37 protein-coding genes are annotated in these 24,038 nt (G+C 56.8%); 33 read left to right on the forward strand and 4 right to left on the reverse strand.

Features of this window, described 5'->3' with window-relative positions:
- Positions 1-375 precede the first annotated feature (375 nt).
- The 29 genes from rpsJ (at position 376) to B3Q33_RS09645 (ending at position 14,481) form a co-directional block, all read left to right on the forward strand.
- Positions 376-687 (forward strand): 30S ribosomal protein S10, encoded by a 312-nt coding sequence (rpsJ, locus tag B3Q33_RS09505; protein ID WP_022986497.1) that lies wholly within the window; start codon positions 376-378, stop codon positions 685-687.
- A 43-nt stretch (positions 688-730) separates the two neighbouring features.
- Positions 731-1,366, forward strand: coding sequence for a 50S ribosomal protein L3 (gene rplC, locus B3Q33_RS09510; protein WP_035249924.1), 636 nt, complete (start codon positions 731-733; stop codon positions 1,364-1,366).
- A 14-nt stretch (positions 1,367-1,380) separates the two neighbouring features.
- Complete coding sequence (gene rplD / locus B3Q33_RS09515; protein ID WP_035249925.1) at positions 1,381-1,983, forward strand: 50S ribosomal protein L4; 603 nt, start codon at positions 1,381-1,383, stop codon at positions 1,981-1,983.
- Complete coding sequence (gene rplW / locus B3Q33_RS09520) at positions 1,980-2,276, forward strand: 50S ribosomal protein L23 (RefSeq protein ID WP_035249926.1); 297 nt, start codon at positions 1,980-1,982, stop codon at positions 2,274-2,276. The genes rplD and rplW overlap by 4 nt, the downstream gene beginning before the upstream one ends.
- An 18-nt stretch (positions 2,277-2,294) precedes the next feature.
- The gene (gene rplB / locus B3Q33_RS09525) at positions 2,295-3,119 is read left to right on the forward strand and encodes a 50S ribosomal protein L2 (protein WP_035249927.1); all 825 of its coding nucleotides are present in this window, start codon (positions 2,295-2,297) and stop codon (positions 3,117-3,119) included.
- A gap of 22 nt (positions 3,120-3,141) precedes the next feature.
- Positions 3,142-3,417: a 30S ribosomal protein S19 gene (gene rpsS, locus B3Q33_RS09530; protein WP_035249928.1), complete on the forward strand. Its 276-nt coding sequence runs from the start codon at positions 3,142-3,144 to the stop codon at positions 3,415-3,417.
- Between the two features lie 10 nt (positions 3,418-3,427).
- Complete coding sequence (gene rplV / locus B3Q33_RS09535) at positions 3,428-3,772, forward strand: 50S ribosomal protein L22 (RefSeq protein ID WP_035249929.1); 345 nt, start codon at positions 3,428-3,430, stop codon at positions 3,770-3,772.
- Between the two features lie 4 nt (positions 3,773-3,776).
- Entirely contained in the window at positions 3,777-4,475 is a 699-nt protein-coding gene (rpsC, locus tag B3Q33_RS09540) for a 30S ribosomal protein S3 (protein ID WP_035249930.1), read from the forward strand.
- 13 nt (positions 4,476-4,488) lie between these two features.
- A complete protein-coding gene (rplP, locus tag B3Q33_RS09545) occupies positions 4,489-4,902 on the forward strand; it encodes a 50S ribosomal protein L16 (RefSeq protein WP_035249931.1) in 414 nt (137 codons plus the stop codon).
- 3 nt (positions 4,903-4,905) lie between these two features.
- Positions 4,906-5,097, forward strand: a complete 192-nt coding sequence (gene rpmC, locus B3Q33_RS09550) for a 50S ribosomal protein L29 (RefSeq protein ID WP_011587694.1) — start codon at positions 4,906-4,908, stop codon at positions 5,095-5,097.
- Between the two features lie 2 nt (positions 5,098-5,099).
- Positions 5,100-5,366: a 30S ribosomal protein S17 gene (rpsQ, locus tag B3Q33_RS09555; protein WP_035249932.1), complete on the forward strand. Its 267-nt coding sequence runs from the start codon at positions 5,100-5,102 to the stop codon at positions 5,364-5,366.
- Between the two features lie 50 nt (positions 5,367-5,416).
- Positions 5,417-5,785, forward strand: coding sequence for a 50S ribosomal protein L14 (gene rplN / locus B3Q33_RS09560; protein WP_022986486.1), 369 nt, complete (start codon positions 5,417-5,419; stop codon positions 5,783-5,785).
- A gap of 15 nt (positions 5,786-5,800) precedes the next feature.
- Positions 5,801-6,109 (forward strand): 50S ribosomal protein L24, encoded by a 309-nt coding sequence (gene rplX, locus B3Q33_RS09565; RefSeq protein ID WP_035249933.1) that lies wholly within the window; start codon positions 5,801-5,803, stop codon positions 6,107-6,109.
- 12 nt (positions 6,110-6,121) lie between these two features.
- Complete coding sequence (rplE, locus tag B3Q33_RS09570) at positions 6,122-6,661, forward strand: 50S ribosomal protein L5 (RefSeq protein WP_035249934.1); 540 nt, start codon at positions 6,122-6,124, stop codon at positions 6,659-6,661.
- Between the two features lie 11 nt (positions 6,662-6,672).
- Positions 6,673-6,978, forward strand: a complete 306-nt coding sequence (rpsN, locus tag B3Q33_RS09575; RefSeq protein WP_035249935.1) for a 30S ribosomal protein S14 — start codon at positions 6,673-6,675, stop codon at positions 6,976-6,978.
- A 26-nt stretch (positions 6,979-7,004) separates the two neighbouring features.
- On the forward strand, positions 7,005-7,397 hold the full coding sequence (gene rpsH, locus B3Q33_RS09580; RefSeq protein ID WP_035249936.1) for a 30S ribosomal protein S8: 393 nt from the start codon (positions 7,005-7,007) through the stop codon (positions 7,395-7,397).
- A gap of 31 nt (positions 7,398-7,428) precedes the next feature.
- A complete protein-coding gene (gene rplF / locus B3Q33_RS09585; protein ID WP_035249937.1) occupies positions 7,429-7,962 on the forward strand; it encodes a 50S ribosomal protein L6 in 534 nt (177 codons plus the stop codon).
- Positions 7,963-7,979: 17 nt separating this feature from the next.
- Complete coding sequence (gene rplR, locus B3Q33_RS09590) at positions 7,980-8,330, forward strand: 50S ribosomal protein L18 (RefSeq protein WP_035249939.1); 351 nt, start codon at positions 7,980-7,982, stop codon at positions 8,328-8,330.
- Positions 8,331-8,342: 12 nt separating this feature from the next.
- Positions 8,343-8,840 carry a 30S ribosomal protein S5 gene (rpsE, locus tag B3Q33_RS09595; RefSeq protein WP_035249941.1) on the forward strand — a complete coding sequence of 166 codons (498 nt, stop codon included), beginning with the start codon at positions 8,343-8,345 and terminating at the stop codon, positions 8,838-8,840.
- A gap of 23 nt (positions 8,841-8,863) precedes the next feature.
- Complete coding sequence (gene rpmD, locus B3Q33_RS09600; protein ID WP_035249943.1) at positions 8,864-9,046, forward strand: 50S ribosomal protein L30; 183 nt, start codon at positions 8,864-8,866, stop codon at positions 9,044-9,046.
- A gap of 3 nt (positions 9,047-9,049) precedes the next feature.
- Positions 9,050-9,484: a 50S ribosomal protein L15 gene (rplO, locus tag B3Q33_RS09605; RefSeq protein WP_035249946.1), complete on the forward strand. Its 435-nt coding sequence runs from the start codon at positions 9,050-9,052 to the stop codon at positions 9,482-9,484.
- An 11-nt stretch (positions 9,485-9,495) separates the two neighbouring features.
- Entirely contained in the window at positions 9,496-10,878 is a 1,383-nt protein-coding gene (gene secY, locus B3Q33_RS09610; protein WP_035249948.1) for a preprotein translocase subunit SecY, read from the forward strand.
- Positions 10,879-10,895: 17 nt separating this feature from the next.
- Positions 10,896-11,012, forward strand: a complete 117-nt coding sequence (gene rpmJ, locus B3Q33_RS09615) for a 50S ribosomal protein L36 (protein ID WP_008928865.1) — start codon at positions 10,896-10,898, stop codon at positions 11,010-11,012.
- 116 nt (positions 11,013-11,128) lie between these two features.
- On the forward strand, positions 11,129-11,485 hold the full coding sequence (rpsM, locus tag B3Q33_RS09620) for a 30S ribosomal protein S13 (protein WP_035249949.1): 357 nt from the start codon (positions 11,129-11,131) through the stop codon (positions 11,483-11,485).
- Positions 11,486-11,520: 35 nt separating this feature from the next.
- On the forward strand, positions 11,521-11,919 hold the full coding sequence (gene rpsK / locus B3Q33_RS09625; RefSeq protein ID WP_011587706.1) for a 30S ribosomal protein S11: 399 nt from the start codon (positions 11,521-11,523) through the stop codon (positions 11,917-11,919).
- Between the two features lie 16 nt (positions 11,920-11,935).
- Complete coding sequence (gene rpsD / locus B3Q33_RS09630; protein WP_035249952.1) at positions 11,936-12,568, forward strand: 30S ribosomal protein S4; 633 nt, start codon at positions 11,936-11,938, stop codon at positions 12,566-12,568.
- 20 nt (positions 12,569-12,588) lie between these two features.
- Positions 12,589-13,596 carry a DNA-directed RNA polymerase subunit alpha gene (locus tag B3Q33_RS09635; RefSeq protein WP_035249954.1) on the forward strand — a complete coding sequence of 336 codons (1,008 nt, stop codon included), beginning with the start codon at positions 12,589-12,591 and terminating at the stop codon, positions 13,594-13,596.
- Between the two features lie 49 nt (positions 13,597-13,645).
- Positions 13,646-14,029 carry a 50S ribosomal protein L17 gene (rplQ, locus tag B3Q33_RS09640; RefSeq protein WP_035249956.1) on the forward strand — a complete coding sequence of 128 codons (384 nt, stop codon included), beginning with the start codon at positions 13,646-13,648 and terminating at the stop codon, positions 14,027-14,029.
- Positions 14,030-14,145: 116 nt separating this feature from the next.
- A complete protein-coding gene (locus tag B3Q33_RS09645) occupies positions 14,146-14,481 on the forward strand; it encodes a DOPA 4,5-dioxygenase family protein (protein WP_272962177.1) in 336 nt (111 codons plus the stop codon).
- Between the two features lie 21 nt (positions 14,482-14,502).
- Here B3Q33_RS09645 and B3Q33_RS09650 read toward each other — a convergent pair whose 3' ends face one another.
- The 4 genes from B3Q33_RS09650 to B3Q33_RS09665 all read right to left on the reverse strand — a co-directional run bounded on the left by B3Q33_RS09650 (position 14,503) and on the right by B3Q33_RS09665 (position 20,058).
- Entirely contained in the window at positions 14,503-14,883 is a 381-nt protein-coding gene (locus tag B3Q33_RS09650; RefSeq protein ID WP_035249960.1) for a hypothetical protein, read from the reverse strand.
- 163 nt (positions 14,884-15,046) lie between these two features.
- Entirely contained in the window at positions 15,047-16,324 is a 1,278-nt protein-coding gene (locus B3Q33_RS09655) for a glycerophosphodiester phosphodiesterase family protein (protein ID WP_272962178.1), read from the reverse strand.
- A 118-nt stretch (positions 16,325-16,442) separates the two neighbouring features.
- Entirely contained in the window at positions 16,443-19,265 is a 2,823-nt protein-coding gene (gene uvrA, locus B3Q33_RS09660; RefSeq protein ID WP_272962179.1) for an excinuclease ABC subunit UvrA, read from the reverse strand.
- 142 nt (positions 19,266-19,407) lie between these two features.
- Entirely contained in the window at positions 19,408-20,058 is a 651-nt protein-coding gene (locus B3Q33_RS09665) for a response regulator transcription factor (protein ID WP_035249967.1), read from the reverse strand.
- Positions 20,059-20,297: 239 nt separating this feature from the next.
- Here B3Q33_RS09665 and B3Q33_RS09670 point away from each other — a divergent pair, with 239 nt between their 5' ends.
- The 4 genes from B3Q33_RS09670 (at position 20,298) to gspC (ending at position 24,038) form a co-directional block, all read left to right on the forward strand.
- Entirely contained in the window at positions 20,298-21,665 is a 1,368-nt protein-coding gene (locus B3Q33_RS09670; RefSeq protein ID WP_035249970.1) for an MFS transporter, read from the forward strand.
- Between the two features lie 105 nt (positions 21,666-21,770).
- Positions 21,771-22,301: a single-stranded DNA-binding protein gene (ssb, locus tag B3Q33_RS09675; RefSeq protein WP_035249972.1), complete on the forward strand. Its 531-nt coding sequence runs from the start codon at positions 21,771-21,773 to the stop codon at positions 22,299-22,301.
- An 8-nt stretch (positions 22,302-22,309) separates the two neighbouring features.
- Positions 22,310-23,038 (forward strand): type II secretion system protein N, encoded by a 729-nt coding sequence (gene gspN, locus B3Q33_RS09680; RefSeq protein ID WP_272962180.1) that lies wholly within the window; start codon positions 22,310-22,312, stop codon positions 23,036-23,038.
- 139 nt (positions 23,039-23,177) lie between these two features.
- Entirely contained in the window at positions 23,178-24,038 is an 861-nt protein-coding gene (gene gspC / locus B3Q33_RS09685; RefSeq protein WP_035249975.1) for a type II secretion system protein GspC, read from the forward strand.

Raw genomic sequence — 24,038 nt, forward strand, 5'->3', positions numbered from 1 at the left:
TGGTTGCCAAAATCACCGAGTAAGTTCTTTCTTGGTGTAAATAGGGGCCGCCTGGCGGCCCCTATTTGATGCTGGTGTCAGGCCTTTGGGCGTGTGCCGGCGTGCTCTCGGGATGCCGGGAGCGGGTAGAGGAGTGGGTAGAAGAGCGAATAGTTCTTTATTTTCACTTTTTTGCTGGATTTCCCGGGTTTGGGGCAAAAGGCCCTTGCAATGCCCGGGGGGAATGGCTACTATCTGCGCCCTGCTTACGAGCAGTACCAACCGGGGCATTGTTCCCGGGCTTGTTTTGACACCACTGACCTATCCATAAGCGATTAGGTAAGTGGGCTTTTTGCCATATAAATATGGTTCGAAACAGTCTGGAGTTTGTTAGCTATGGCTAACCAAAGAATCCGCATCCGGCTCAAGGCCTTTGATCATCGTCTGATTGATCAGTCCGCCCAAGAGATCGTGGATACGGCCAAACGGACAGGCGCGCAAGTGACGGGTCCTATCCCGCTGCCGACGCGTAAAGAACGCTTTACAGTGCTGATCTCTCCGCACGTAAATAAAGACGCGCGAGATCAGTATGAGATCCGCACCCACAAGCGGCTGGTGGACATCGTCGAGCCTACGGATAAAACCGTGGATGCGCTGATGAAGCTGGATCTGGCTGCTGGTGTGGATGTGCAGATCAGCCTGGGTTAACAACGGGCGGGTATTACCGCGACAGGTTGTGAAGAGGTAAACAATGGCGATTGGTGTGATCGGTCGGAAATGTGGGATGACTCGGGTTTTCACTGAGGAAGGTATCAGTGTTCCCGTGACTGTCATCGAAGTGACCCCAAATCGGGTCTCCCAGCTCAAGGCCGAAGAATCAGATGGCTACCAGGCCGTGCAAGTTACGGTCGGTGAGCGCCGTGCCAGCCGCGTGACCAAGGCGCAAGCCGGTCATTTCGCGAAAGCTGGTGTAGAAGCGGGCCGTGGCGTTTGGGAATTCCGTGCTGAGGCTGGTGAGCTGCAGCCGGGTTCTGAAGTGACCGTCGAAGGGTTTGAAGCAGGTCAGATGATTGATGTGACCGGCACTTCCAAAGGTAAGGGTTTTGCTGGTGGCGTGAAGCGCTGGAACTTCAGCACCCAGGACATGACCCACGGTAACTCCTTGTCTCATCGTGCTCCGGGTTCCATTGGTCAAAACCAGACTCCGGGCCGCGTATTCAAAGGCAAGAAGATGGCTGGCCATATGGGTGCTGAGCGCGTCACTGTCCAGAATCTGGAAGTGGTTCGCGTAGATGCTGAAAAGAATCTGTTGCTGGTTAAAGGTGCGGTCCCCGGTGCTACCGGTGGTGATGTGATCGTGCGTCTGGCAGTGAAGGCGAAGGCCTGAAAGAGGAATAGAGGATGAATCTCAATACTGCCTCTGGAGGTACCGTTACCGTTTCCGAAGTCGCCTTCGGCAAGGACTTTAACGAGCCTCTGGTTCATCAGGTTGTGACTGCGTTTCTGGCTGGTGCCCGTCAGGGGACCAAGGCACAGAAAAACCGCTCTGATGTGAGTGGTGGTGGCCGTAAGCCGTGGCGTCAAAAAGGGACTGGTCGTGCCCGTGCTGGTACGATTCGTAGCCCGATCTGGCGTGGCGGCGGCAAGACATTTGCAGCGGTACCGCGTGATCACTCTCAGAAAGTGAACCGTAAAATGTACCGTGGTGCGCTGCAGTGCATCATGTCTGAGCTGGTTCGCCAGGAGCGTCTGATTGTGGTGGATGAATTCACCGTAGACGAGCCGAAGACCAAGGCTGTAGCAGCCAAGCTGAAAGAGCTGGATCTGACTAACGTCCTGATCGTGACTGACAGCGTTGACGAGAACCTGTATCTGGGTTCGCGCAATCTGCCTAAAGTCGACGTGCGTGATGCTGACGGCGTTGATCCGGTGAGCCTGATTGCTTTCGAGAAGGTGCTCGTTACTGTGCCGGCTCTTAAGAAGCTTGAGGAGGCGCTGGCATGAACCAGGAACGTATTTTGAAAGTGCTGCGTGCTGCGCACGTTTCTGAGAAGGCAACAGTTCTTGCCGATCAGAATGGCACCTTCGTGTTTAAAGTGGCTAAAGATGCGAACAAGCTGGAAATCAAAAAGGCAGTTGAAGCCCTTTTTGAAGTGAAAGTGAAGGCTGTTCGTACCGCCAACATGAAAGGCAAGTCCAAATTCTTTGGTCGCGTAGCTGGTAAGCGCGCTGACTGGAAGAAGGCCTATGTTTCCCTTGAGGAAGGCCAGGACATTGACTTCCTGGGCGCAGAGTAAGGAAGGGAGTAAGGAATAATGGCGATTGTAAAGTGCAAGCCGACTTCTCCGGGCCGCCGCTTTGTAGTCAAGGTGGTCAACGAAGATCTGCATAAAGGTGCTCCCTACGCGCCGCTGTTGGAAGCCAAGAGCAAAAACGGTGGTCGTAACAACAATGGTCGTATCACCACTCGTCATAAAGGCGGTGGTCACAAGCAGAAATATCGCTTGGTCGACTTCCGTCGCAATAAGGACGGTGTTGTAGGCATTGTTGAGCGCCTGGAATACGATCCGAACCGTTCTGCGCACATTGCGCTGGTTAAGTACCTTGACGGTGAGCGACGTTACATTTTGGCCCCCAAGGGCCTGCAAGCGGAAGACCGTATCCAGTCCGGCGAAGATGCGCCGATCAAGCTGGGTAACGCCTTGCCGCTGCGTAATATTCCGCTGGGTTCCACTGTCCACAATGTGGAAATGAAGCCTGGTAAAGGTGGTCAAATCGCTCGTTCTGCAGGGACATCCGTGCAGGTTCTGGCGAAAGACGGCCAGTACGTAACCCTGCGTCTTCGCTCCGGCGAAATGCGCAAGGTGCATGCTGACTGCAAGGCCACCATCGGTGCAGTATCCAACAGTGAGCATAGTTTGCGCTCACTGGGTAAAGCGGGTGCAACGCGCTGGCGGGGTGTTCGACCCACTGTTCGCGGTGCGGCGATGAACCCGGTCGACCATCCACATGGTGGTGGTGAAGGGCGCTCTTCTGGTGGCCGTCATCCGGTAACACCCTGGGGTGTTCCGACCAAGGGCTACAAGACCCGTACAAACAAGCGCACGACCAAAATGATTGTGCGTGACCGTCGTAAGTAAGGGATAAAGAGAGGTTCAGGCTGTGCCACGTTCACTGAAAAAAGGTCCTTTTGTGGATCACCACCTGCTAAGCAAGGTGGAAGATGCGGTGGAAGCCGGCTCCCGTAAGCCGATTAAAACCTGGTCCCGTCGCTCCATGATTGTTCCGGAGATGGTGGGTCTGACAATTGCTGTGCATAACGGCAAACAGCATGTACCGGTAATGGTTACCGAGCACATGGTGGGCCACAAGTTGGGCGAATTCGCCCTGACCCGCACCTACCGCGGGCATATCGTGGACAAAAAGGCTAAGCGATAAGGTGACAGCCATGGCTACTGAAGTTGCAGCCCGTCTGCGCGGCGCAAGAATTTCGGCTCAGAAAGCCCGCCTCGTAGCGGACCAGGTCCGAGGCCTGGAAGTCGAGAAGGCGCTGAATCTTCTGGAATTCAGCCCGAAGAAGGCGGCAAAAATCGTTAAGAAAGTGCTGGAGTCCGCGATTGCAAATGCGGAAAACAACGACGGCGCTGACGTTGATGAGCTGAAGGTGTCCACGATTTGCGTGGATGAAGGCATGACCATGAAGCGTATTCGTCCGCGCGCCAAAGGCCGCGCTGACCGAATCCTCAAGCGTACTTGCCACATTACTGTGAAAGTCTCAGAAGGTCAGGAGTAACCAGATGGGTCAGAAAGTTCATCCGGTCGGTATTCGCCTTGGCATTGTCAAAGAGCACAACTCGCTTTGGTATGCCGGACCGAAGTCTTACGCAGACTGCCTGGTTACCGACCTGCAGGTACGAGAGTTCCTGTTTAAGCGTTTGAAGAATGCGTCGGTGAGTCGTATCAAGATTGAGCGTCCGTCAGAGAACGTGCGCATCACTATTGCTACTGCTCGACCGGGCATCGTGATTGGTAAGAAAGGCGAAGATGTCGAACGCCTGCGCCGCGATGTGGCCGCCCAGATGGGTGTGCCAGTTCACATCAACATCGAGGAAGTGCGCAAGCCCGACCTGGATGCGCGTCTGGTAGGCGACAATGTCGCTGGTCAGCTGGAGCGCCGAGTGATGTTTCGTCGCGCCATGAAGCGTGCGGTTCAGAACGCCATGAAGTCCGGTGCTGAAGGTATCAGAATTCAGCTGTCCGGTCGTCTGGGTGGTGCAGAAATTGCGCGTACCGAATGGTACCGCGAAGGCCGAGTGCCTCTGCATACTTTGCGTGCCGACATCGATTACGCAAGCGTACGTGCTGAAACTACGTACGGCACTATCGGTATCAAGGTGTGGATCTTCCGTGGCGAAGTGCTTGGTGGCATGGAGCAGGTTCAGAAGGAAGAGCAGCAGAAGCAGTCCAAGGGCGCGAAGAAGCGCGGCCGCGGTTAAAGGGTAACGAACGATGTTGCAGCCGAAGCGTACCAAATTCCGGAAAGTGATGAAGGGCCGTAACCGCGGCCTGGCACAGCGGGGCAGCAAAGTGTCTTTTGGCACTATTGGACTGCAAGCTACCGGTCGTGGCCGTATTACTGCGCGCCAGATCGAAGCAGCCCGTCGTGCAATGACCCGCCACATCAAACGTGGTGGTAAGATTTGGATCCGGGTTTTCCCGGACAAGCCGATTACCAAGAAGCCTCTTGAAGTGCGGATGGGTAAAGGTAAGGGTTCTGTAGAGTATTGGGTAGCCCAGATTCAACCGGGCAAGATGCTTTACGAAATGGAAGGTGTGTCAGAAGACGTTGCGCGTGAAGCGTTCCGTCTGGCCGCGGCCAAGCTGCCGGTAAGCACCCGTGTCGTTACTCGGACGGTGATGTAAGCCATGAAAGCGAGCGAGCTGAAAGAAAAGAGTGTCGAAGAGCTGCAGCAGACGCAAATCGAGCTGCTTGAAGAACAATTCAAGCTGCGTATGAAGAGCGCGTCCGGTCAGATTTCTAAAACCCATGAGCTTGGGACGGTTCGCCGCAATATTGCGCGCGTTAAGACCATTCTGAGAGAGAAGCAGGGTAACTAGTCATGGCAGAGGCGAATACAATGCGCCGGACCGCTACCGGCAAAGTCATCTCTAATAAAGGTGACAAAACTATCACTGTGTTGGTAGAGCGCCGGGTCCAGCACCCGATTTACGGCAAGATTATCAAGCGTTCCACGAAACTGATGGCGCATGATGAAGAAAATACGTGTCGTGAAGGTGACCTGGTCACCATTGAGGAGTGCCGGCCGCTGTCCAAGCGCAAGACCTGGATGCTGGTAAACGTAGTTGAACAGGCGAACGAAGCCTGACGGACCGTTGCTGTGGCTGCCTGTAAAGGCAGAGTTGGAGAGATTTAGCGATGATTCAGACCGAAAGCATGCTCGAAGTCGCCGATAACAGCGGCGCCCGTCGGGTACAGTGCATCAAAGTGCTGGGCGGTTCTCACCGCCGCTATGCAGGCATTGGTGACATCATCAAGGTCACAGTGAAGGAAGCAATTCCGCGCGGCCGTGTAAAGAAAGGTGATGTAATGACCGCTGTGGTCGTGCGTACCCGTAAGGGTGTGCGTCGTCCAGACGGTTCACTGATTCGTTTCGACGAAAACGCCGCGGTGCTTTTGAACAACAATAAAGCACCGATCGGTACCCGGATCTTCGGCCCGGTAACGCGGGAGCTGCGTACCGAGCAGTTTATGAAGATCATCTCCCTGGCACCTGAAGTTCTGTAAAGGCGGGTGAAGGTAATGCTCAAGATTAAGCGTGATGACGAAGTCATCGTAATTGCGGGAAAGGACAAAGGTAAGCGTGGCTCTGTTCAGCAGGTTTTGGACAATGGCCGCCTCATCGTTGCTGGCGTCAACATGGTTAAGAAACATGTTAAAGCCAATCCTAACCGTGGTACTCAAGGCGGCATCGTAGAACAGGAAGCATCGCTAAACGCTTCCAACGTTGCCATCTGGAACCCCAAGACGCAGAAAGCGGATCGTGTGGGCTTCCGTTTTGAAGACGGCAACAAAGTGCGTTTCTTCAAGTCCAACGGCGAAACGCTGTAGGTTAGGTGACCCATGAGTGATCTGAAAAAGATTTATCAAAACGACATCGTGCCCAAGCTGAAAGAAGAGCTTGGCCTCGGTAATATCATGGAAGTGCCAAAGATCACCAAGATCACCCTGAATATGGGTGTTGGTGAAGCTTCCGCGGATCGTAAGGCGATGGATGGTGCCCTGGCGGACATGACTGCAATTTCTGGTCAGAAGCCCCTGGTAACCAACGCGCGCAAGTCTGTAGCAGGCTTCAAGATCCGTGAAGGTTGGCCGATTGGCTGTAAGGTAACCCTGCGTGGCGAGAGAATGTATGAATTCCTCGAGCGTCTGGTTTCTATCGCCATTCCGCGTATTCGCGACTTCCGTGGTCTGAATCCGAAATCCTTTGACGGCCGTGGTAATTATTCCATGGGGCTGCGCGAGCAGATCGTATTTCCGGAAATTGATTTCGATAAAGTCGACAAGCTGCGTGGTATGGATATCACCATTACCACCACAGCGAAAAGCGACGATCAAGCACGGGCGCTGCTGCGCGCCTTCAACTTCCCGCTGAAGGGCTAAGAGGATTTATCATGGCTAAAGAATCCATGAAAAACCGGGAAGCAAAACGCGCTAAGCTGGTTAAGCGTTTTGCCGCCAAGCGTGCAGCGCTTAAGGCGATTATCCAGGATCCCAATGCAGAACCTGAAGCGAAGTGGGATGCTCAGCTTCAGCTGCAAAAATTGCCGCGCGATTCTTCCCCGGTTCGTCAGCGTAATCGCTGTCGTATCACCGGTCGTCCGCACGGCTACTACCGCAAGTTCGGCCTGAGCCGGATCAAGCTGCGTGAAGCAGCGATGCGCGGTGATGTTCCCGGTCTGGTTAAAGCCAGCTGGTAAGCAAAGTTAAGCGGAGCGATTGCGGCATGAGCATGCAAGATACCATGGCGGATATGTTAACTCGTATCCGTAACGCCCAGATGGCCGAGAAAGTACAGGTCGAGATTCCTGCCTCCAAGGCAAAGGAAGCTGTAGCCAAAGTACTGAAGGAAGAGGGCTTCATTGCTGATTACAAGATCAGCGATGACAAGAAACCGGTAATGACGGTTGAGCTTAAGTATTTCGAAGGCAGCCCGGTGATTGACACTATCAAACGGGTAAGTCGTCCTGGTCTGCGGGTCTACAAGGCCGCGGGTGAGATTCCTAAGGTCAAAGGTGGCCTGGGTATCATGATCGTATCCACCAATCAGGGCATTATTTCTGACCGCGCAGCGCGCAAAGCCAATGTTGGTGGCGAGCTGATCTGCGAAGTGTCCTAACAGAAGTGGCGTAGACGGGTTAGGTGCAGCAATGTCTAGAGTAGCTAAAAGTCCGGTAAATCTGCCGAAGGGCGTCGAAGTCAAAGTCGACGGCCAGAAAGTCACCGTTAAAGGTGGCAAAGGCAGCCTGGAGCACGAAGTACACGAGCTGGTAGCCGTGTCCCTGGATGACGGTGTGGTATCTGTTAAGCCGCACGATGATTCCCAGAAGGCATGGGCGTTGGCAGGAACTTCGCGTGCTCTGCTGAATAACATGGTGACTGGCGTTGCCGAAGGGTTCGAGCGTAAGCTTCAGCTCCTCGGCGTGGGTTATCGCGCGCAGGCTCAGGGCAAGGTACTGAACCTGACCCTCGGTTTCTCCCATCCGGTAGCTTTCGAGTTGCCCGAAGGGATTACCGTTGAAACCCCGAGCCAGACCGAAATTGTCATTAAAGGCATTGATAAGCAGCTGGTTGGTCAGGTTGCTGCCAATGTTCGGGCCTTCCGTCCGCCTGAGCCCTACAAGGGCAAAGGGGTGCGCTATGCTGATGAGCAAGTGCGCCGTAAGGAAGCCAAGAAGAAATAATTGTCGAGATTGATGCCATGAAAGACAAAAAAGTTTCACGTCTACGCAGGGCCAAGCGCACTCGCCTGAAGATTCGCGAGTTGGGCGAAGTTCGCCTTTGCGTACATCGTACCCCGCGTCATATTTATGCGCAGGTGATCTCTGTCGCTGGTGACCAGGTGCTGGCATCTGCAAGCACGGTCGAAAAAGACCTGCGTGCAGACGCGACGGGCAATGCTGACGCAGCGGTTAAAGTTGGCCAGCTGATTGCTCAGCGTGCCAAGGAAGCGGGCATTGAGCGCGTAGCCTTTGACCGTTCTGGTTTCAAATATCACGGCCGTGTTAAAGCGCTGGCGGATGCCGCGCGTGAAAACGGTCTTGAATTCTAAGGGTGCTTGGTTATGGCGAAGGTTGATCCCAACGAAGGTCTGCAGGAAAAGCTGGTTCAGGTAAACCGGGTTGCTAAAGTTGTTAAAGGCGGCCGTATTTTCGGTTTTACCGCGTTGACCGTAGTGGGTGACGGCAAGGGTAAGGTCGGCTTTGGTCGTGGTAAGGCCCGTGAAGTGCCTGCCGCTATCCAGAAAGCCCTGGAAGCTGCCCGCCGCAACATGATTCAGGTGGAGCTGAATGGCACCACCATCCAGCACCCCATGAAGGCCCGTCACGGTGCCTCCAAGGTGTATATGCAGCCGGCCGATGACGGTACCGGTGTAATTGCCGGCGGTGCCATGCGCGCCGTGCTGGAAGTCGCAGGCGTTCAGAATGTACTGGCCAAGTGTTATGGCTCCACCAATCCGGTAAACGTGGTTCGGGCTACTTTCAATGGCCTGAAGTCCATGGCTTCTCCGGAGTCTGTGGCTGCCAAGCGTGGCAAGTCTGTCGAAGACATTCTGAACTAAGCGCAGATAACGGAATCGTTACGATGGCTGATAAGATCAAGGTAAAGCTGGTTAAGAGCATCAACGGCCGGCTGGAAAAGCATAGGGCCTCTGTGCGCGGTCTCGGTCTGCGCCGCATTGGCCACACTGTGGAAGTTGAAGATACCCCGGCAGTACGCGGCATGATCAACAAGGTCGCGTATCTGGTGCAGGTAGAGGGAGAATAAGTGATGCGTCTGAATGATCTGCATCCCGCTGAAGGTTCCCGTCCGGACGCCAAGCGCGTTGGTCGTGGTATCGGCTCCGGCCTGGGCAAGACCGGTGGTCGCGGCCACAAGGGTCAGAAGTCCCGTTCCGGCGGTACTGTGAAGCCCGGTTTCGAGGGTGGCCAAATGCCGCTGCAGCGTCGTGTGCCGAAGTTCGGTTTCACGTCCAAGCTGGCTATGGGCACCGCGGAAGTTCGCCTGGCCGAACTTGCCAAAGTTGACGGCGACGTGATTGACCTGGCCGCCCTCAAAGCAGCCAATGTTGTGCGTCGTGACATGAAGCGCGCCAAGATTGTTCTGCAGGGTGAAATCGACCGTGCAGTGACCATTCGCGGCGTAGCGATCAGCAAAGGCGCCCGTGAAGCGGTCGAAAAAGCTGGCGGTAAAGTCGAAGAATAAGGCAGCGCTTTATGGCGAAGAATCGCGCTCAGACACTGAATGGTGGTCCGCCCAAAGCTGACAGCAGCGCAATGCGTGAGCTGTGGCGGCGTATCGGTTTTCTGTTGGGCGCCCTGGTGGTGTTCCGGATCGGGGCACACATCCCGGTCCCGGGCATGAACCCGGAAGCGTTGCAACAGATGTTCAACAACAACCGGGACACCATTCTTGGCCTGTTCAACATGTTTTCCGGGGGTTCCCTGGAACGCATGAGTATTTTTGCGTTGGGCATCATGCCCTACATTACTGCCAGCATCGTGATTCAGCTGATGACAGCAGTGGTGCCCACCCTGGAGCAGCTCCGAAAGGAAGGCGAACAGGGTCGGCGCAAGATAACCCAGTACACCCGTTATCTGACGGTGGTTCTGGGTGGCATCCAGTCTTTCGGCATGGTGGCCGGACTGAACAGCCAGGGCATTACGCTGTTGCCGGAAACGGCCAGCACTATGCAGGTTGCAAGCTTCTATTTTGTCGCTGTAACCACCTTGCTGACCGGTACCGTATTCCTGATGTGGTTGGGTGAGCAGATTACCGAGCGTGGTATCGGCAATGGCATTTCCATGCTGATCTTCGCTTCCATCGTGTCAGGCCTGCCTGGCGCCATTGCACAGACCTTTGAGTCTGCACGTACTGGTGACCTGAGTCTGATCATGATGTTGTTTGTGTTCCTGGTGGCCCTCGCCGTGATTTTCGGGGTGGTCTTCATGGAGCGTGGACAGCGCCGTATTACGGTGAATTATGCCCGTCGTCAGCAGGGACGTCGTGTGTACGCAGCGCAGCAGAGTCATCTGCCGCTGAAGGTGAACATGGCAGGTGTTATTCCGGCTATCTTTGCCAGCTCCATTTTGCTATTTCCGGCTTCACTGACCCAGTGGTTCAGTGATTCCAATCCGGATTCCTGGTGGGGCCAGGCACTGAGAAACGTGAGTGATGCTCTGCTGCCGGGTACGCCGCTATATATCTTGCTGTTTACCCTGGCAATCGTGTTCTTCTGCTACTTTTATACTGCGCTGGTGTTCAATCCGAAGGATGTCGCCGACAACCTGAAGAAATCCGGCGCTTATATTCCGGGTATTCGCCCGGGCGAGCAATCTGCTCGCTATATCGACACAGTGATGGGACGTTTGACCCTGATCGGTTCGGTATACATGACGCTGGTGTGCTTGCTGCCGCTGGGTCTGCAAGCAGTTGCCAACGTGCCTTTCTATCTGGGCGGCACCTCCCTGCTGATTGTAGTGGTGGTAGTGATGGACTTCTGGTCGCAGGTTAATTCGCACCTGACGTCCACCCAGTATGAGAAGTTGATGAAGAAATCCAACCTGAAAGGGTATGGTGGCACCGGTCTGGTGCGTTAACGAACGAGGCGAGTGCGATGAAAGTTCAGGCTTCTGTGAAGAAGATCTGCCGAAACTGCAAAGTGATCCGTCGTAAGGGTCGCGTCATGGTTATCTGCAGTGCCGAACCCCGGCACAAGCAGCGCCAGGGTTAAGGTTACGTCTTCTTTTAAGTGTTTGGTTGAAATTCAGTCGGCGTAGCGCTAGACTCTGCCGCCTTTCGGCGCCCTAGAGTCTGGCGCCACCCGTTTTGTGAATCGGAGATATTCGGATGGCCCGTATTGCAGGCGTTAACATCCCGGAAAATAAGCACACGGTGATTTCTCTCACCTACATCTTCGGGATCGGTCGTACCCGTGCAGCAGAAATCTGCACATCGGCCGGTATTGATCAGACCGCGAAAGTTCGTGATCTGAGCGGTGAACAACTTGACGTCATTCGTGGCGAAGTAGCCAAGTTGTCTACCGAAGGTGACCTGCGCCGGGAAATCACAATGAACATCAAGCGTCTGATGGACCTCGGTTGCTACCGTGGTATCCGTCATCGTCGCGGCTTGCCACTGCGTGGCCAGCGTACCAAGACCAATGCTCGGACTCGTAAAGGTCCGCGTAAACCGATTCGCAAATAAGCTGAAACGTCAGCGGCTGGATTTGGATAGGCATTATGGCTAAGTCAAAGAAAGATAGTGGCGCACGTCGTAAGAAGGTAACGCGTACCGTTGCAGACGGTATCGCCCACGTGCACGCATCCTTCAACAATACCATCATCACCATCACTGATCGTCAGGGCAATGCGTTGTCCTGGGCGACCTCCGGTGGCGCTGGTTTCCGTGGTTCCCGTAAGAGCACCCCGTTTGCTGCCCAGGTGGCTGCTGAAAACGCGGGCAATGCTGCCAAGGACTACGGTCTCAAAAATTTGGAAGTACGGGTAAAAGGCCCGGGCCCAGGTCGCGAATCTTCCATTCGTGCTCTGAATGGCTGTGGCTACAAGATTACCCATATTGAGGACGTTACGCCGATTCCGCATAACGGCTGTCGTCCGCCCAAAAAGCGTCGCGTGTAACGGGAGTTAAAGCAAGATGGCAAGATACATCGGTCCCAAGTGCAAGCTTTCCCGTCGTGAAGGCACCGATCTGTTCCTGAAGAGCGGTATCCGCCCTCTGGAATCCAAGTGTAAAGCCGAGCAGGCACCCGGTCAGGCAGCTGGCGCTAGCGGTCGTCGTCCGGCTCGTTTGTCAGATTATGGTGTGCAGCTCCGCGAGAAGCAGAAAGTTCGTCGTACCTATGGTGTGCTGGAAAAGCAGTTCCGTAGTTACTACAAGAAAGCGGCTTCCTCCAAGGGTGCAACTGGCGAAGTCCTGCTGCAGCTGCTTGAAGGTCGTCTGGATAACGTGGTTTACCGCATGGGCTTCGGCTCTACCCGCGCTGAAGCGCGTCAGTTGGTAAGTCATCGTGCGATTCTGGTCAACGGTCAGTCTGTCAACGTGGCTTCCTACCAGGTCAAGCCGGGTGACATCATCACCGTTCGCGAGAAGTCCAAAGCTCAGTTGCGCGTGAAAAACGCCATGGAGCTGGCTCAGCAGCGTGGCTTTATGCCTTGGCTCGAAGTTGACGAGAAAAAGCTGGAAGGTACCTACAAGGCGAAGCCTGAGCGTATCGACCTGCCTGCCGAGATCAACGAAAACCTGATCGTCGAGCTGTACTCCAAGTAAGGACTGCCTGAGGGATCTCTATGACCGCCGTGAACGACTTTCTCACGCCCCGCTCGATCGCGGTCAACGCGATCAATCAGAACCATGCAAAGGTGGTTCTGGAACCGCTGGAGCGTGGCTTTGGCCACACCCTGGGGACTGCGCTGCGTCGCATCCTGATCTCCAGTATGCCCGGCTGTGCGATCACCGAAGTGGAGATCGACGGGGTACAGCATGAATACTCCTCCATCGAAGGGGTTCAGGAAGATGTAATCAACATCATGCTGAACCTGAAGGGCGTTGCCCTGAAGATGGAAGATCGCGAAGAAGCAACTCTCGAACTGGTCAAGAAGGGCCCGGGTGTTGTTACCGCGAGCGATATCCAGCGTGATCACAGTGTTGAGATCGTCAACCCGGATCATCTGATTTGCACCATCACTGGCGACACCGAATTGCGTGTGAAGCTGAAGGTTCAGAAGGGTCGCGGTTATGTGGCCGCTGATGCTCGTCAGTCAGATGATGACGAAACCCGCGGTATTGGCCGTCTGCAGCTGGATGCCAGCTACAGCCCGGTTCGTCGTGTGGCTTACGTGGTTGAAGCCGCTCGTGTAGAGCAGCGTACTGACCTGGATAAACTGGTCATCGATCTGGAAACAGACGGTACCATCGATCCGGAAGAAGCGATTCGTCGTGCAGCAACAATTCTGCAGCAGCAGATCGCGGTGTTTGTAGACCTGGAACAGGATGCCAAGCCTGAGCCGAAGCAGGAGCGTGAGGAAATTGATCCTATCCTGCTGCGTCCGGTGGATGATCTTGAGCTGACTGTTCGCTCCGCTAACTGTCTGAAAGCGGAAAACATCTACTACATCGGTGATCTGGTACAGCGTACCGAGGTGGAGCTGCTGAAAACCCCTAACCTGGGTAAGAAGTCGCTGACCGAGATCAAAGATGTGTTGGCCTCCAAGGGCTTGTCACTGGGCATGCGTCTCGAGAACTGGCCTCCGGTCAGCCTCCGTGATGATGACCGGCTGAACACCAAATTGCGCTAATTAGTTGTTGTGGACGCTGTGAAGCGCCCCTGAACATAGGAACAGAATCATGCGTCATCGCAAAAGCGGCAGAAAACTGAATCGGAACAGCTCTCATCGTCAGGCTATGTTCCGTAACATGGCTGTGTCTCTGCTGGAGCACGAAGTGATCAAGACCACTCTGCCGAAAGCTAAAGAGCTGCGTCGTGTGGCTGAGCCGCTGATCACTCTTGCGAAGGAAGACTCGGTAGCGAACCGTCGTCTGGCTTTCGACCGTACCCGCTCCAAGGAAGTGGTCGGCAAGCTGTTCAATGACCTGGGTCCGCGTTACCAGAGCCGTCCTGGCGGTTACATCCGTATCCTCAAGATGGGTTTCCGTGCCGGTGACAATGCACCGATGGCCTATGTTGAGCTGGTTGACCGTCCTGAGCTGGCGGACGCTGACGAAGAGTAAGCGTCGAAGCTTCAAAAAAACCGGGCATCTTGCCCGGTTTTTTTATGTCTGTCGTAAGCCGGCGCACTTGTACTATGCTGTCAGGAGAGGCGGAGCAGATCTCAGGGGCAGGGCATATGGCAATCAACGGCTTTCATGCACACGTCTATTTCGATGAATCCACGTTTTCCCAGGCGGCAGCGCTGTGCCAGGCCGCCCACCAGCATTTCGATATTCCCATGGGGCACATGCACCGCAAGCCGGTGGGCCCACACCCGTTCTGGAGCTGCCAGCTGTCCATTCCGCGGCGCCTGGCCGGTGATGTGATCCCTTGGTTGATGGCCAGCCGTAACGGGCTGACCGTTTTTGTGCATGGGCTTAGCGGTGATGATCTACGTGATCACACTGAGTTAGTGATGTGGCTCGGTGAAAGCCTGCCGCTGGATCTGAGTATCTTCCAGTTTTCTGCCTGATTGCCTGACTCAACCCGCTAACTAACCCTGCGCTACTTTGTGCCCCCGGTACATCAAGCCCTTTCGCTGGCGCTGCACCGAGCGGCTCTCATCCTTTTCGTTTTGAGTGTTGCGGCTTTCCACCGGTTGGCCCCGATAGAGGCGAACTGATCCTTTGGCCGGTGGAGGCAATGGTGGGTCTTCGCCTTCCAGCTCCAGCAGCGCCAGGCGAATCTCTCCGTACAGCCGTTGCATACCCTGAGAGCGCGTGTGGCCAGCATAATGGGCCAGTTTCTGGCGCAGTGCCGGGTCGGTTAGCGAAAGGCTTTCGTCAAATTCAGCCCGAATCAAACGTCGACACTGATTAACCAGGTTGACGATGTTGTACTGCATCAACCAGCGATGGTCGGTGGTGGCGTCCATTTCATGTACTCCTCTGAATGGTTGCCCTGGGAAGCTGACGTTGGCTGAAACAAGGCCTCAGCCCAGATCTATCAAAGCAGAAAGCGTGCCATTGTCATGACCCGGTTTATGGGTGCCAGCGCCCCGCTGTGGAACAGGGCGCTGCTGTTGTGGTACACGTGCGCTAAGGTAGTGCGGGACGCTTGCCATGCAGAAATTTCTGGCAGCTCGCGTAGAAGGAGATGGTGGCCGGCCAATCGGAAAAGACGCCGATAACACCCACGTCCCGTGCCAGCACATCCAGCAGTGTGAAGGTGTCGCCGTCATTATTGATGGCAGGTTGAATGCTCTGGTAGTACCAGCCGCCACCGTTGACCAATGGGCCGGAACGCTCCAGGGACCAGGCGATGATATCCAGGCCGGCAGCGCGGGCGGCCCGGGCGTAGGCGCTGGGCACAATGCGGTTGCTCCCATCGACGGTGACCAGCATCCACAGGGGCGGAGCGATAATGTTTACGCCATAACCGGCCAGGGTGTCCATATCGGGTTGCCAGGTGCCGGGTTTCTGTGGATCCAGGCCTTGGCTATCGCGACCATCCAGATATACGGCCTGTTGGCCATAGCGCGGGTGGTGGCCGATCCAGTAGCGCACGTCTTTCAGGTTGAAGGATTGGGGGAAAACATCTTGCGGTGGTACGCCGGCTTGTCGATATTCCTCAATCAGTTGGTTGGCATAGTCTTGCTGGCGGTAGTCCCCTTCATAGGGCATGGATACTTGTGGCGCTTTCAGTTCGGGCGTCATCTTTACCCCGAGTTGCTGAAACAGGGCGATGCTCTCCCGGTGACTTAGCAGGGTGCCACTTTGGCTGTAGAGATCCGTGCGCCAGCCAGCCGTGCCCTTCAGGTATTCCTCCACGGTAGTGGCGCGGGGGTTGCTGCCATCCATCTTGCCCTTGAGCGTCTTGAACTGGGCCAGGGTGATATCGCTGGTACAGCAGCGGGCGCTGGCCGGGTTGCTGCCATCAAAGGGGGTAAAGGGCTCGCTGCACTGGCCGGCCAGATCGGTGTCGAGAATGTTGGTGGTGGTGTGCAGGTCGCACTGGGAATGGCGACAGACCAGCTCGCGATCCTTGGTGAAGGTTGCATCGCATTCCACGATGCCGGCGCCCATGCGTGCAGCTGCCCGGTAAGATTCTTCGGTATGCTCGGGAAATTGCAGGGGGGCGCCGCGATGACCAATGGAGAAGTCGCTGGCCTGTTGCGGCCGCGGCTGGTTGGCGCAGTCCTGCAGGGCTTGCTTGAGTGGCCCTTCGTCCATGTCGGCAAGCAGGTAATAGGGGCGTGGCCCCAACTCAACACTGCTTTTACTTTTGCCTTTGGGGTCGTGGTTGGCGCAAGCCACTGTTGCCGTGCAGATGGCAACAGTGGCGATGAGTCCCTTCAATGCCCAGATCCGTTTCATGGTCAGCCTCCACAGTGAGTGATGAGGCTGAGTGTGTCCGCGCAGTGTGACGGTCAAGTGGGTAACACAGGTCGGCTGTGTGACAGTGCCGGGAAGTGTGTTGCCGTTCACGGTGTTGCTAGGCCAGCATGTTTTTCAGGAAGTGCCCCGTGTGACTGCCTTTTACCTTGGCCACTTCCTCCGGCGTGCCCTCGGCAATGATCTCGCCGCCGCCGTCGCCACCTTCCGGTCCCAGGTCCACGATCCAGTCGGCAGTTTTGATCACATCGAGATTGTGCTCGATCACCACGACCGAGTTGCCGTGGTCCGCCAGTCGGTTGAGTACGTCCAGCAGCAGCTGGATATCGTGGAAATGCAGCCCGGTGGTGGGTTCGTCGAGGATGTAGAGGGTGTTGCCGGTATCCCGGCGGGACAGCTCTTTGGCCAGTTTCACCCGTTGGGCTTCGCCGCCGGACAGGGTGGTGGCGGCCTGGCCCAGTTTCACGTAACTCAGACCCACATCCATCAGGGTCTGCAGTTTACGAGCCAGTGAAGGCACTGCATCAAAGAATTCCCGGGCATCTTCGATGGTCAGATCCAGTACCTCGAAGATGTTCTTGCCCTTATAGGTGATCTCCAGGGTCTCCCGGTTGTAGCGTTTGCCTTCGCAGACTTCGCAGGGCACATAAATATCCGGCAGGAAGTGCATTTCCACCTTGATCACGCCGTCGCCCTGACAGGCTTCACAGCGACCGCCTTTCACGTTGAAGCTGAAGCGGCCTGGTTTATAGCCGCGGGCGCGGGCTTCCTGGGTGCCGGCGAACAATTCGCGCACCGGGGTGAAGATGCCGGTGTAGGTAGCCGGGTTTGAGCGGGGGGTACGACCAATGGGGCTCTGGTCGATATCCACCACCTTGTCGAAGTGCTCCAGCCCCTCAATGGACTCATGGACGGCGGGAGTCAGCGTGGTGGCCTTGTTCAGTTTGGTGGCCGCCAGCGGGTACAGGGTGCTGTTGATCAGGGTGGACTTGCCGGAGCCGGAGACACCGGTGACGCAGGTGAACAGCCCCACCGGGATATTCAACGGGTGGCCCTTGAGGTTGTTGCCGGTGGCGCCGTGCAGGGTCAGCCATTTGTCGTCCTGATTCTGTCGCCGTTGCGAGGGGATGGCGATCTGTTTGCGCCCGGACAGGTAGTCGCCGGTGAGAGAGTCCGGGTTGTCGGATACGTCCTGGGCGCTGCCCTGGGCGACGACCCGGCCACCATGGACGCCGGCACCGGGGCCAATATCAATCACGTGGTCGGCCAGGCGGATGGCTTCCTCGTCATGCTCCACCACCAGCACGGTATTACCCAGGTCACGCAGGCGAGTGAGAGTGCTGAGGAGGCGCTCGTTGTCGCGCTGGTGCAGACCAATGGAGGGTTCGTCCAGCACGTACATGACGCCCACCAGTCCGGCACCAATCTGACTGGCCAGACGAATACGCTGGGCCTCGCCGCCGGACAGGGTTTCCGCGCTGCGCTCCAGGGTCAGGTATTCCAGCCCCACGTTGACCAGAAACTGCAGGCGGTCGCGGATTTCCTTGAGAATCTTGTCGGCGATTTCGCCCTTGCTGCCGGGCAGGTTCAGGTCGCTGAAATAGCCGTGGGCCTTGCCCACCGCCAGTCGTACCACTTCCGGTAGGGTGGTTTCTTCGATGAACACATGACGGGCCGCCTCGCGCAGTCGCGAACCATTACAGCTGGGGCAGCTGGAGGTGGACATGTAGCCGAGCAGGTCTTCGCGCACCGCATCGGATTCGGTTTCCCGGTAGCGCCGCTCCATATTGGGGATGATGCCCTCGAACGGATGGTTGCGCTTGATGATGTCGCCGCGGTCGTTGAGGTAACGGAATTCGATGCTTTCCTTGCCGGTGCCGTGAAGGACTTTCTTGCGGATGTCCTTGGGCAGTTCCTTGAGTGCCACGTCCATATCGAAGCCGAGGCTTTGTGACAGGGAGTTAAGCATCTGGAAGTAGTAGACGTTGCGGCGGTCCCAGCCGCGGATGGCACCTTCCGACAGGGACAGCTCGTCGGAATTGATCACCTTGTCCTCGTCGAAGAACTGCTTCATGCCCAAACCATCACAGCTGGGGCAGGCGCCGGCCGGGTTGTTGAAGGAGAACAGTCGCGGTTCCAGTTCGGGAATCGAATAGCCGCAGTGCGGGCAGGCAAACTTGGCGGAGAAGGTCACTTCCTCGCCGTCGCCGTCCATGGGGGCAATGATGGCGATGTCATCGGCCAGATTAAGAGCGGTTTCGAAGGATTCCGCCAGCCGGTTCTGCAGGTCGTCACGGACCTTGAAGCGATCCACCACCACTTCAATGGTGTGTTTCTTGTTCTTGTCCAGATCCGGGGTGTCATCCATGTCGTAGATACGCCCGTCGATGCGTGCACGGATAAAGCCCTGGGCACGCAGCTCCTCGAACAGGTGGAGATGTTCGCCTTTCTTTTCGCGGATCACTGGCGCCAGCAGCATCAGTTTGCTGCCGTCTTCCATGGCCAGCACCTGATCCACCATCTGGCTGATGGTCTGGGCGGCCAGCGGGGCTTCATGCTCCGGGCAGCGGGGCTCGCCCACCCGGGCGAACAGCAGGCGCAGATAGTCGTAGATTTCGGTGATGGTACCGACGGTGGATCGCGGGTTATGACTGGTGGATTTCTGCTCGATGGAGATAGCCGGGCTGAGCCCTTCGATGTGGTCCACATCGGGTTTTTCCATCATCGACAGGAACTGGCGGGCATAGGTGGAGAGGGACTCCACATAGCGGCGCTGGCCTTCTGCGTAGAGCGTGTCAAAGGCCAGTGAGGATTTCCCTGAACCGGACAGACCGGTGATCACCACCAGCTTGTCCCGGGGAATATCCAGGTCCACGTTCTTCAGGTTATGAGTCCGTGCACCGCGAACCAGTATGGTATCCATCAACTACCCCTGACTACTGTCAAAATGAACAGGGCAGTATAGGCGAATTCGTGTGAAGGGCAAAAGAATGTGGTCGCTGACCGCAACACGCACCTTGCTGCACGCAAGGCGTGCAGCAAGGTGCGTGTTGTATGAAACGTTGCTAGAGGTTTTCCTGTGCCCAGTTCACCGCTTGCAGGCGATTGGACGCATTGATTTTCTTGAAGATGTTATAGATATGCGTCTTGATGGTGTGCGGGCTCAGATTCAGGCTGGTGGCGATTTCCGAGTTCTTGGCGCCGGTGGCCATCACTTTCAGCACCTCCACTTCCCGGTCGGTGAGGTTCACCTCGCTGCGGGAGAAGGTCTTGTTGAAGGTGCGGCTTTTCATCAGATAAGCCTGCAACACGGCGCGGGGGAACCACAACTCGCCGTCGAAAATGGCCTTGATGCCTTTGCTCAGCAGTGCCTGGGGGCAGTCATGCTGGAAGCCGCCGTTGACCATGGGCAGGCCAGCCAGTCGGGACAGGGAGTCGTCGCTGTCCACATTGAACAGGGCGATCAGAACGTCGTTGTCCACTTCCTGATCTGCTTCCAGGAGATGGGCGATGACCTCATTCACATCCACACTGTGGTAATCCACCAGAAACAGGTTCTGGTCAAATTCCCGCAGGGTCTCCACTGAGATGGTCTCAACTGAGGGAATGCTCTTGGTAGCCACTTCTTCCTTGACGAGAAATTCGGTGAGCAGGGCGTTTTGCAGTTGCTGGCTGCCTACTACGTAAACTTGCTTAGTTTGTTGTGGGCTGTTCATCGATGCCGTCCATGATGTCTCAGGCGGAGCCTAAGAAAAAAAACTGATCAGCATGTGAATTTATCACCGCTTTGACCGGGGTTCAATTTACCATTGCCCGGTTTTACTGATTTCACGATTCCCGGGCCTCAAAGTGGGGCACTGTGTCCTGGTCCGGCCCCGTGGGGAATCTGATACACTGCCCGCCTTTTTGTAGCGGCCGTGACTTTCGGCCACCCGTTTTGGAGCAACAAGCGTTCATGTCGGCATCTTCCTCCCGTGTCCTACAGCGGACAGAGCTGAAAACCACCGGCTATCTGGCGACCATCTTTGCGCTGCGGATGTTCGGCCTGTTCATGATTTTGCCGATTTTCGCGGTCTACGGGCAATCGCTGGAAGGCGCGACACCGCTGCTGATCGGTACCGCCATCGGCGCCTACGGGCTGATGCAGGCCCTGCTGCAGATTCCATTTGGCATGCTTTCCGACCGTTTCGGCCGGCGACCGTTGTTGCTGATCGGCCTGCTGCTGTTTGTGGCGGGGGGGGTGGTGGCGGCCATGAGTGACCATATCCATGGTGTCATTGCCGGGCGTGCCCTGCAGGGCTCCGGCGCCATTGCCAGTGTGATCATGGCGCTGATCGGTGATGTGGTCAGTGAAAAGCATCGCACCCGGGCCATGGCGCTGATCGGCATGTCCGTGGGTGGTTCCTTTGTGCTGGCCCTGATTCTCGGCCCGTTACTGGCCAGCTGGCTGGGCCTGTCCGGCCTGTTCTGGATGACCTCGGTGATGGGCGTCTTTGCCTTGCTGGTGGCCCTGGTGGTACCGGCTCCCAGGGCATTGCAGGGGGAGGCCTTGCCCGTGGGCGTGCGCTTCCGTCGGGTGCTCGCCAATAAAACATTGCTGCGATTCGACCTGGGCATTTTTACCCTGCACCTGATCATGACAGCTTCTTTTGTGGTGGTGCCGGCCCTGCTCAGCGAACGGCTCGGGCTGGGGCTGCGCAGCCACAGCCTGATCTACCTGGGCGTGCTGGTGGCCGGGTTTGTGGCCATGGTGCCGCTGATTATCCGCGCCGAACGGCGTGGTGCGGTGCCGGTGAAGCGATTGGCTGTGGTATTGCTGGCGGTGTCACAGATCCTGTTGGCCCTGGCCGGTGCCGAGCTGTGGCACTTTGTGCTGGCGCTGCTGGTGTTTTTTGCGGCGTTCAACCTGCTTGAAGCCCTGCTGCCTTCGCTGGTGGGCCGGGCGGCGCCGGCGGGGACTCGGGGCACGGCCATGGGGGTATACTCCACCAGCCAGTTCCTGGGTGTCTTTGTCGGCGGGCAGCTGGGTGGGGCGTTGTACCAGTGGGTGGGCGCCGAGGCGGTGTTCTACGGTTGTGCGGTGCTGGCGGCGATTTGGCTGGTGGTGCTGACGGGGCTGCGGGAGCTGCCGAAACTCGATAACCGGGTGCTGATGCTGGCCCCGGGCCAAGACTGGCAGAAACTGGCCCGTGAGCTGCAGACGGTGCCCGGTGTGGTGGAAACCGTCATCGTCGAGGAGCAGGCCCTGGCTCTGCTCAAGGTCGATGCCGGGGAACTGGATGAGGCCCGGCTTGCGGGACTCGCCGGAGCCGGGCAAAGCTGACACAATGTTTGGCTTGATCTGACATGCATTTGAGAAACCGGTGATTTACCTGACAGGGCATTGCCGGCTACAACAGTACTGACCTAGAGAGTCACGGAGAGAAACATGGCGCGCGGCGTTAACAAGGTAATTCTGATTGGTAACCTGGGGGCAGACCCGGAAACCCGTTTCATGCCCAGCGGTGGCGCGGTCACCAATGTTCGTCTGGCTACCAGTGAAACCTGGAAGGACAAGCAGAGCGGGCAGATGCAGGAACGCACTGAATGGCACCGGGTGGTATTTTTCAACAAGCTGGGTGAAATTGCCGGTGAGTACCTGAAGAAGGGCTCCAAGGTCTATATCGAAGGCTCCATTCGTACCCGCAAGTGGCAGGGGCAGGATGGTCAGGATCGCTACACTACCGAAATCGTGGCCAACGAAATGCAGATGCTGGATGGCCGTGGTGACGGCGGCGGTGGCCAGGGTGGCGGCTATGCGCCTCAGGGTAACCAGGGTGGTTACCAGAACCAGAACGAGAATTACGGTGGCGGCAGTGCCGCGCCGCAGCAGAATCAGAACCAGAACCCCGGTCAGAATCAAAATCAGGGCGGCTTCAGTGGCCCGGCAGATGATTTTGACGACGATATCCCGTTCTGAGAACCGCCATGCCTCGTACTTTGACGCTGGCACTGGTCTTTATTGCCAGTCTGCTGGTCTTTTTGATTGTCAGCATGCCCGCTGCCGTGGTGGTGGAGCGAGTGCCCGCCGTGCGGCTGGGCGGCGCTGTGCTCACTCTGTCCGAACCTCGTGGCCGTTGGTGGCAGGGGCAGGCACGCTGGCGCTGGAAGCAACTGCAGGGCTCGCTGGACTGGACCCTGGACTGGCATGGCCTGGTGCCTGGCGCGCAACTGGCCTTGCGCAGTGATCAGGGCCAGCAGGCAAACCTGTCTGGCTGGGTCGGCGCAGACTGGGGTGACTGGCAGGTTGAGCAGGCGCGCTTGTCCCTGCCGGTGGCGTTGGTGGCGGAACATGTCCCCCAGGGCGGTGCCGATGGCCGCGTCGATGCGGTGCTGATGGCGCTGCAAATTGCCGATGATACTATCCAGCAACTACAGGGCACCCTGGATTACAGTGGTGGCCGGGTGACCTGGGGGAACAATGGCTCAGCCTTGGTGCCGGAATTACAAGGCCGTTTGAGCATGGAAGGTCCGGTGCCCACACTGCGGGTGGCTGATCCTGAGGGGGAGCGCCTGCTTCAGGCGCGAATCAGCGACGGTCGTTTCCATCTGGAAGTCATGCGCGCCTGGCCTTTGTTGCTGGGCGTCAGCCAGGGTGGCAGCCCGGATGATGTGGTATTCCAGATGTCCCAGCCATTCTCGCTGACGCGGGGGTAGCGACAGTCGGTACAGGTTTGCCTGGCTGGCTGGGCCGAGAACATGAAATAACTGTTCCGGTAACACTATATTGCAATAATTTGCCTTAAAATCCGGTATCTTCAGTCCGGCAATAACGATAAAGGAAGAGCGGACAGTTATGTCGCAGTGGGCAGCGTGGGGTCAGTATCAGCAGTGGAGCAAGCCGGTGCGCTGGTTAGTTGCCGTTTTGCTGGTGATTGCTTTGGCCTTTGTGCTGGCCCAGACCTTCTGGCTGTTGTGGTACGGACCCAACGAGCCGATCCCCTCCAACAGCAAGACCCGCCTGCAGGTCGCTTCCGCCGGGCAGACTGTGAGCCTGAGCCAATCCCAGGTGGACAGCTGGCAATTGTTCGGAAGCTTCGAGCAGGTAGCCCCCCAGTCTGACAAGCCCACTGACGCTCCGGAAACCCGCCTGCGTCTGGAACTACTTGGCGTGTTCCAGACCGCTGATACCGAAAAAGCGTCCGCCATCATTGCCGAAAAGGGCAAGGAAGGTGAGTTGTACCGTATCGGCGACAGTATCCCCGGTAATGCCAGCCTGGAAGAGGTGTACCCGGACCGGGTGATCCTGCGCCGGGCTGGACGCCTGGAAACCCTGCGCTGGTCGGACAGCTCCCTGGGCGGGGTCAGTCAGGTTTCCCGGCAGCCAGCGGTGGAACGTGAGCCCCAGCAATCGCAGATTGCGGAAGGTAGCGAGGAAGACATGCAGCGTCAACGCAAGGCCATTATTGGTCAGTTGGGGTTGCAGCCGGTGGCTCAGGGGGATAACCAGGGCTATCAGTTGGGCAAGCGGGCCCCCAAGCAGTTGATCAGTCAGGTCGGCTTGCAAAGCAGTGATGTCATCCTTTCGGTCAACGGCCATTCGCTGGGGACGGAGGAAGGTGATATGGCTGCGTTGCGCTCATTCCAGGAAACCCGGCAGGCCAGTATTGTGGTACAGCGGGGTAATCAGCAATTCACCGTGAATTATCCGCCATAG

The organism is Alcanivorax sp. UBA3183 (assembly GCF_002364155.1).
GTDB classification, from domain to species: domain Bacteria; phylum Pseudomonadota; class Gammaproteobacteria; order Pseudomonadales; family Alcanivoracaceae; genus Alcanivorax; species Alcanivorax jadensis.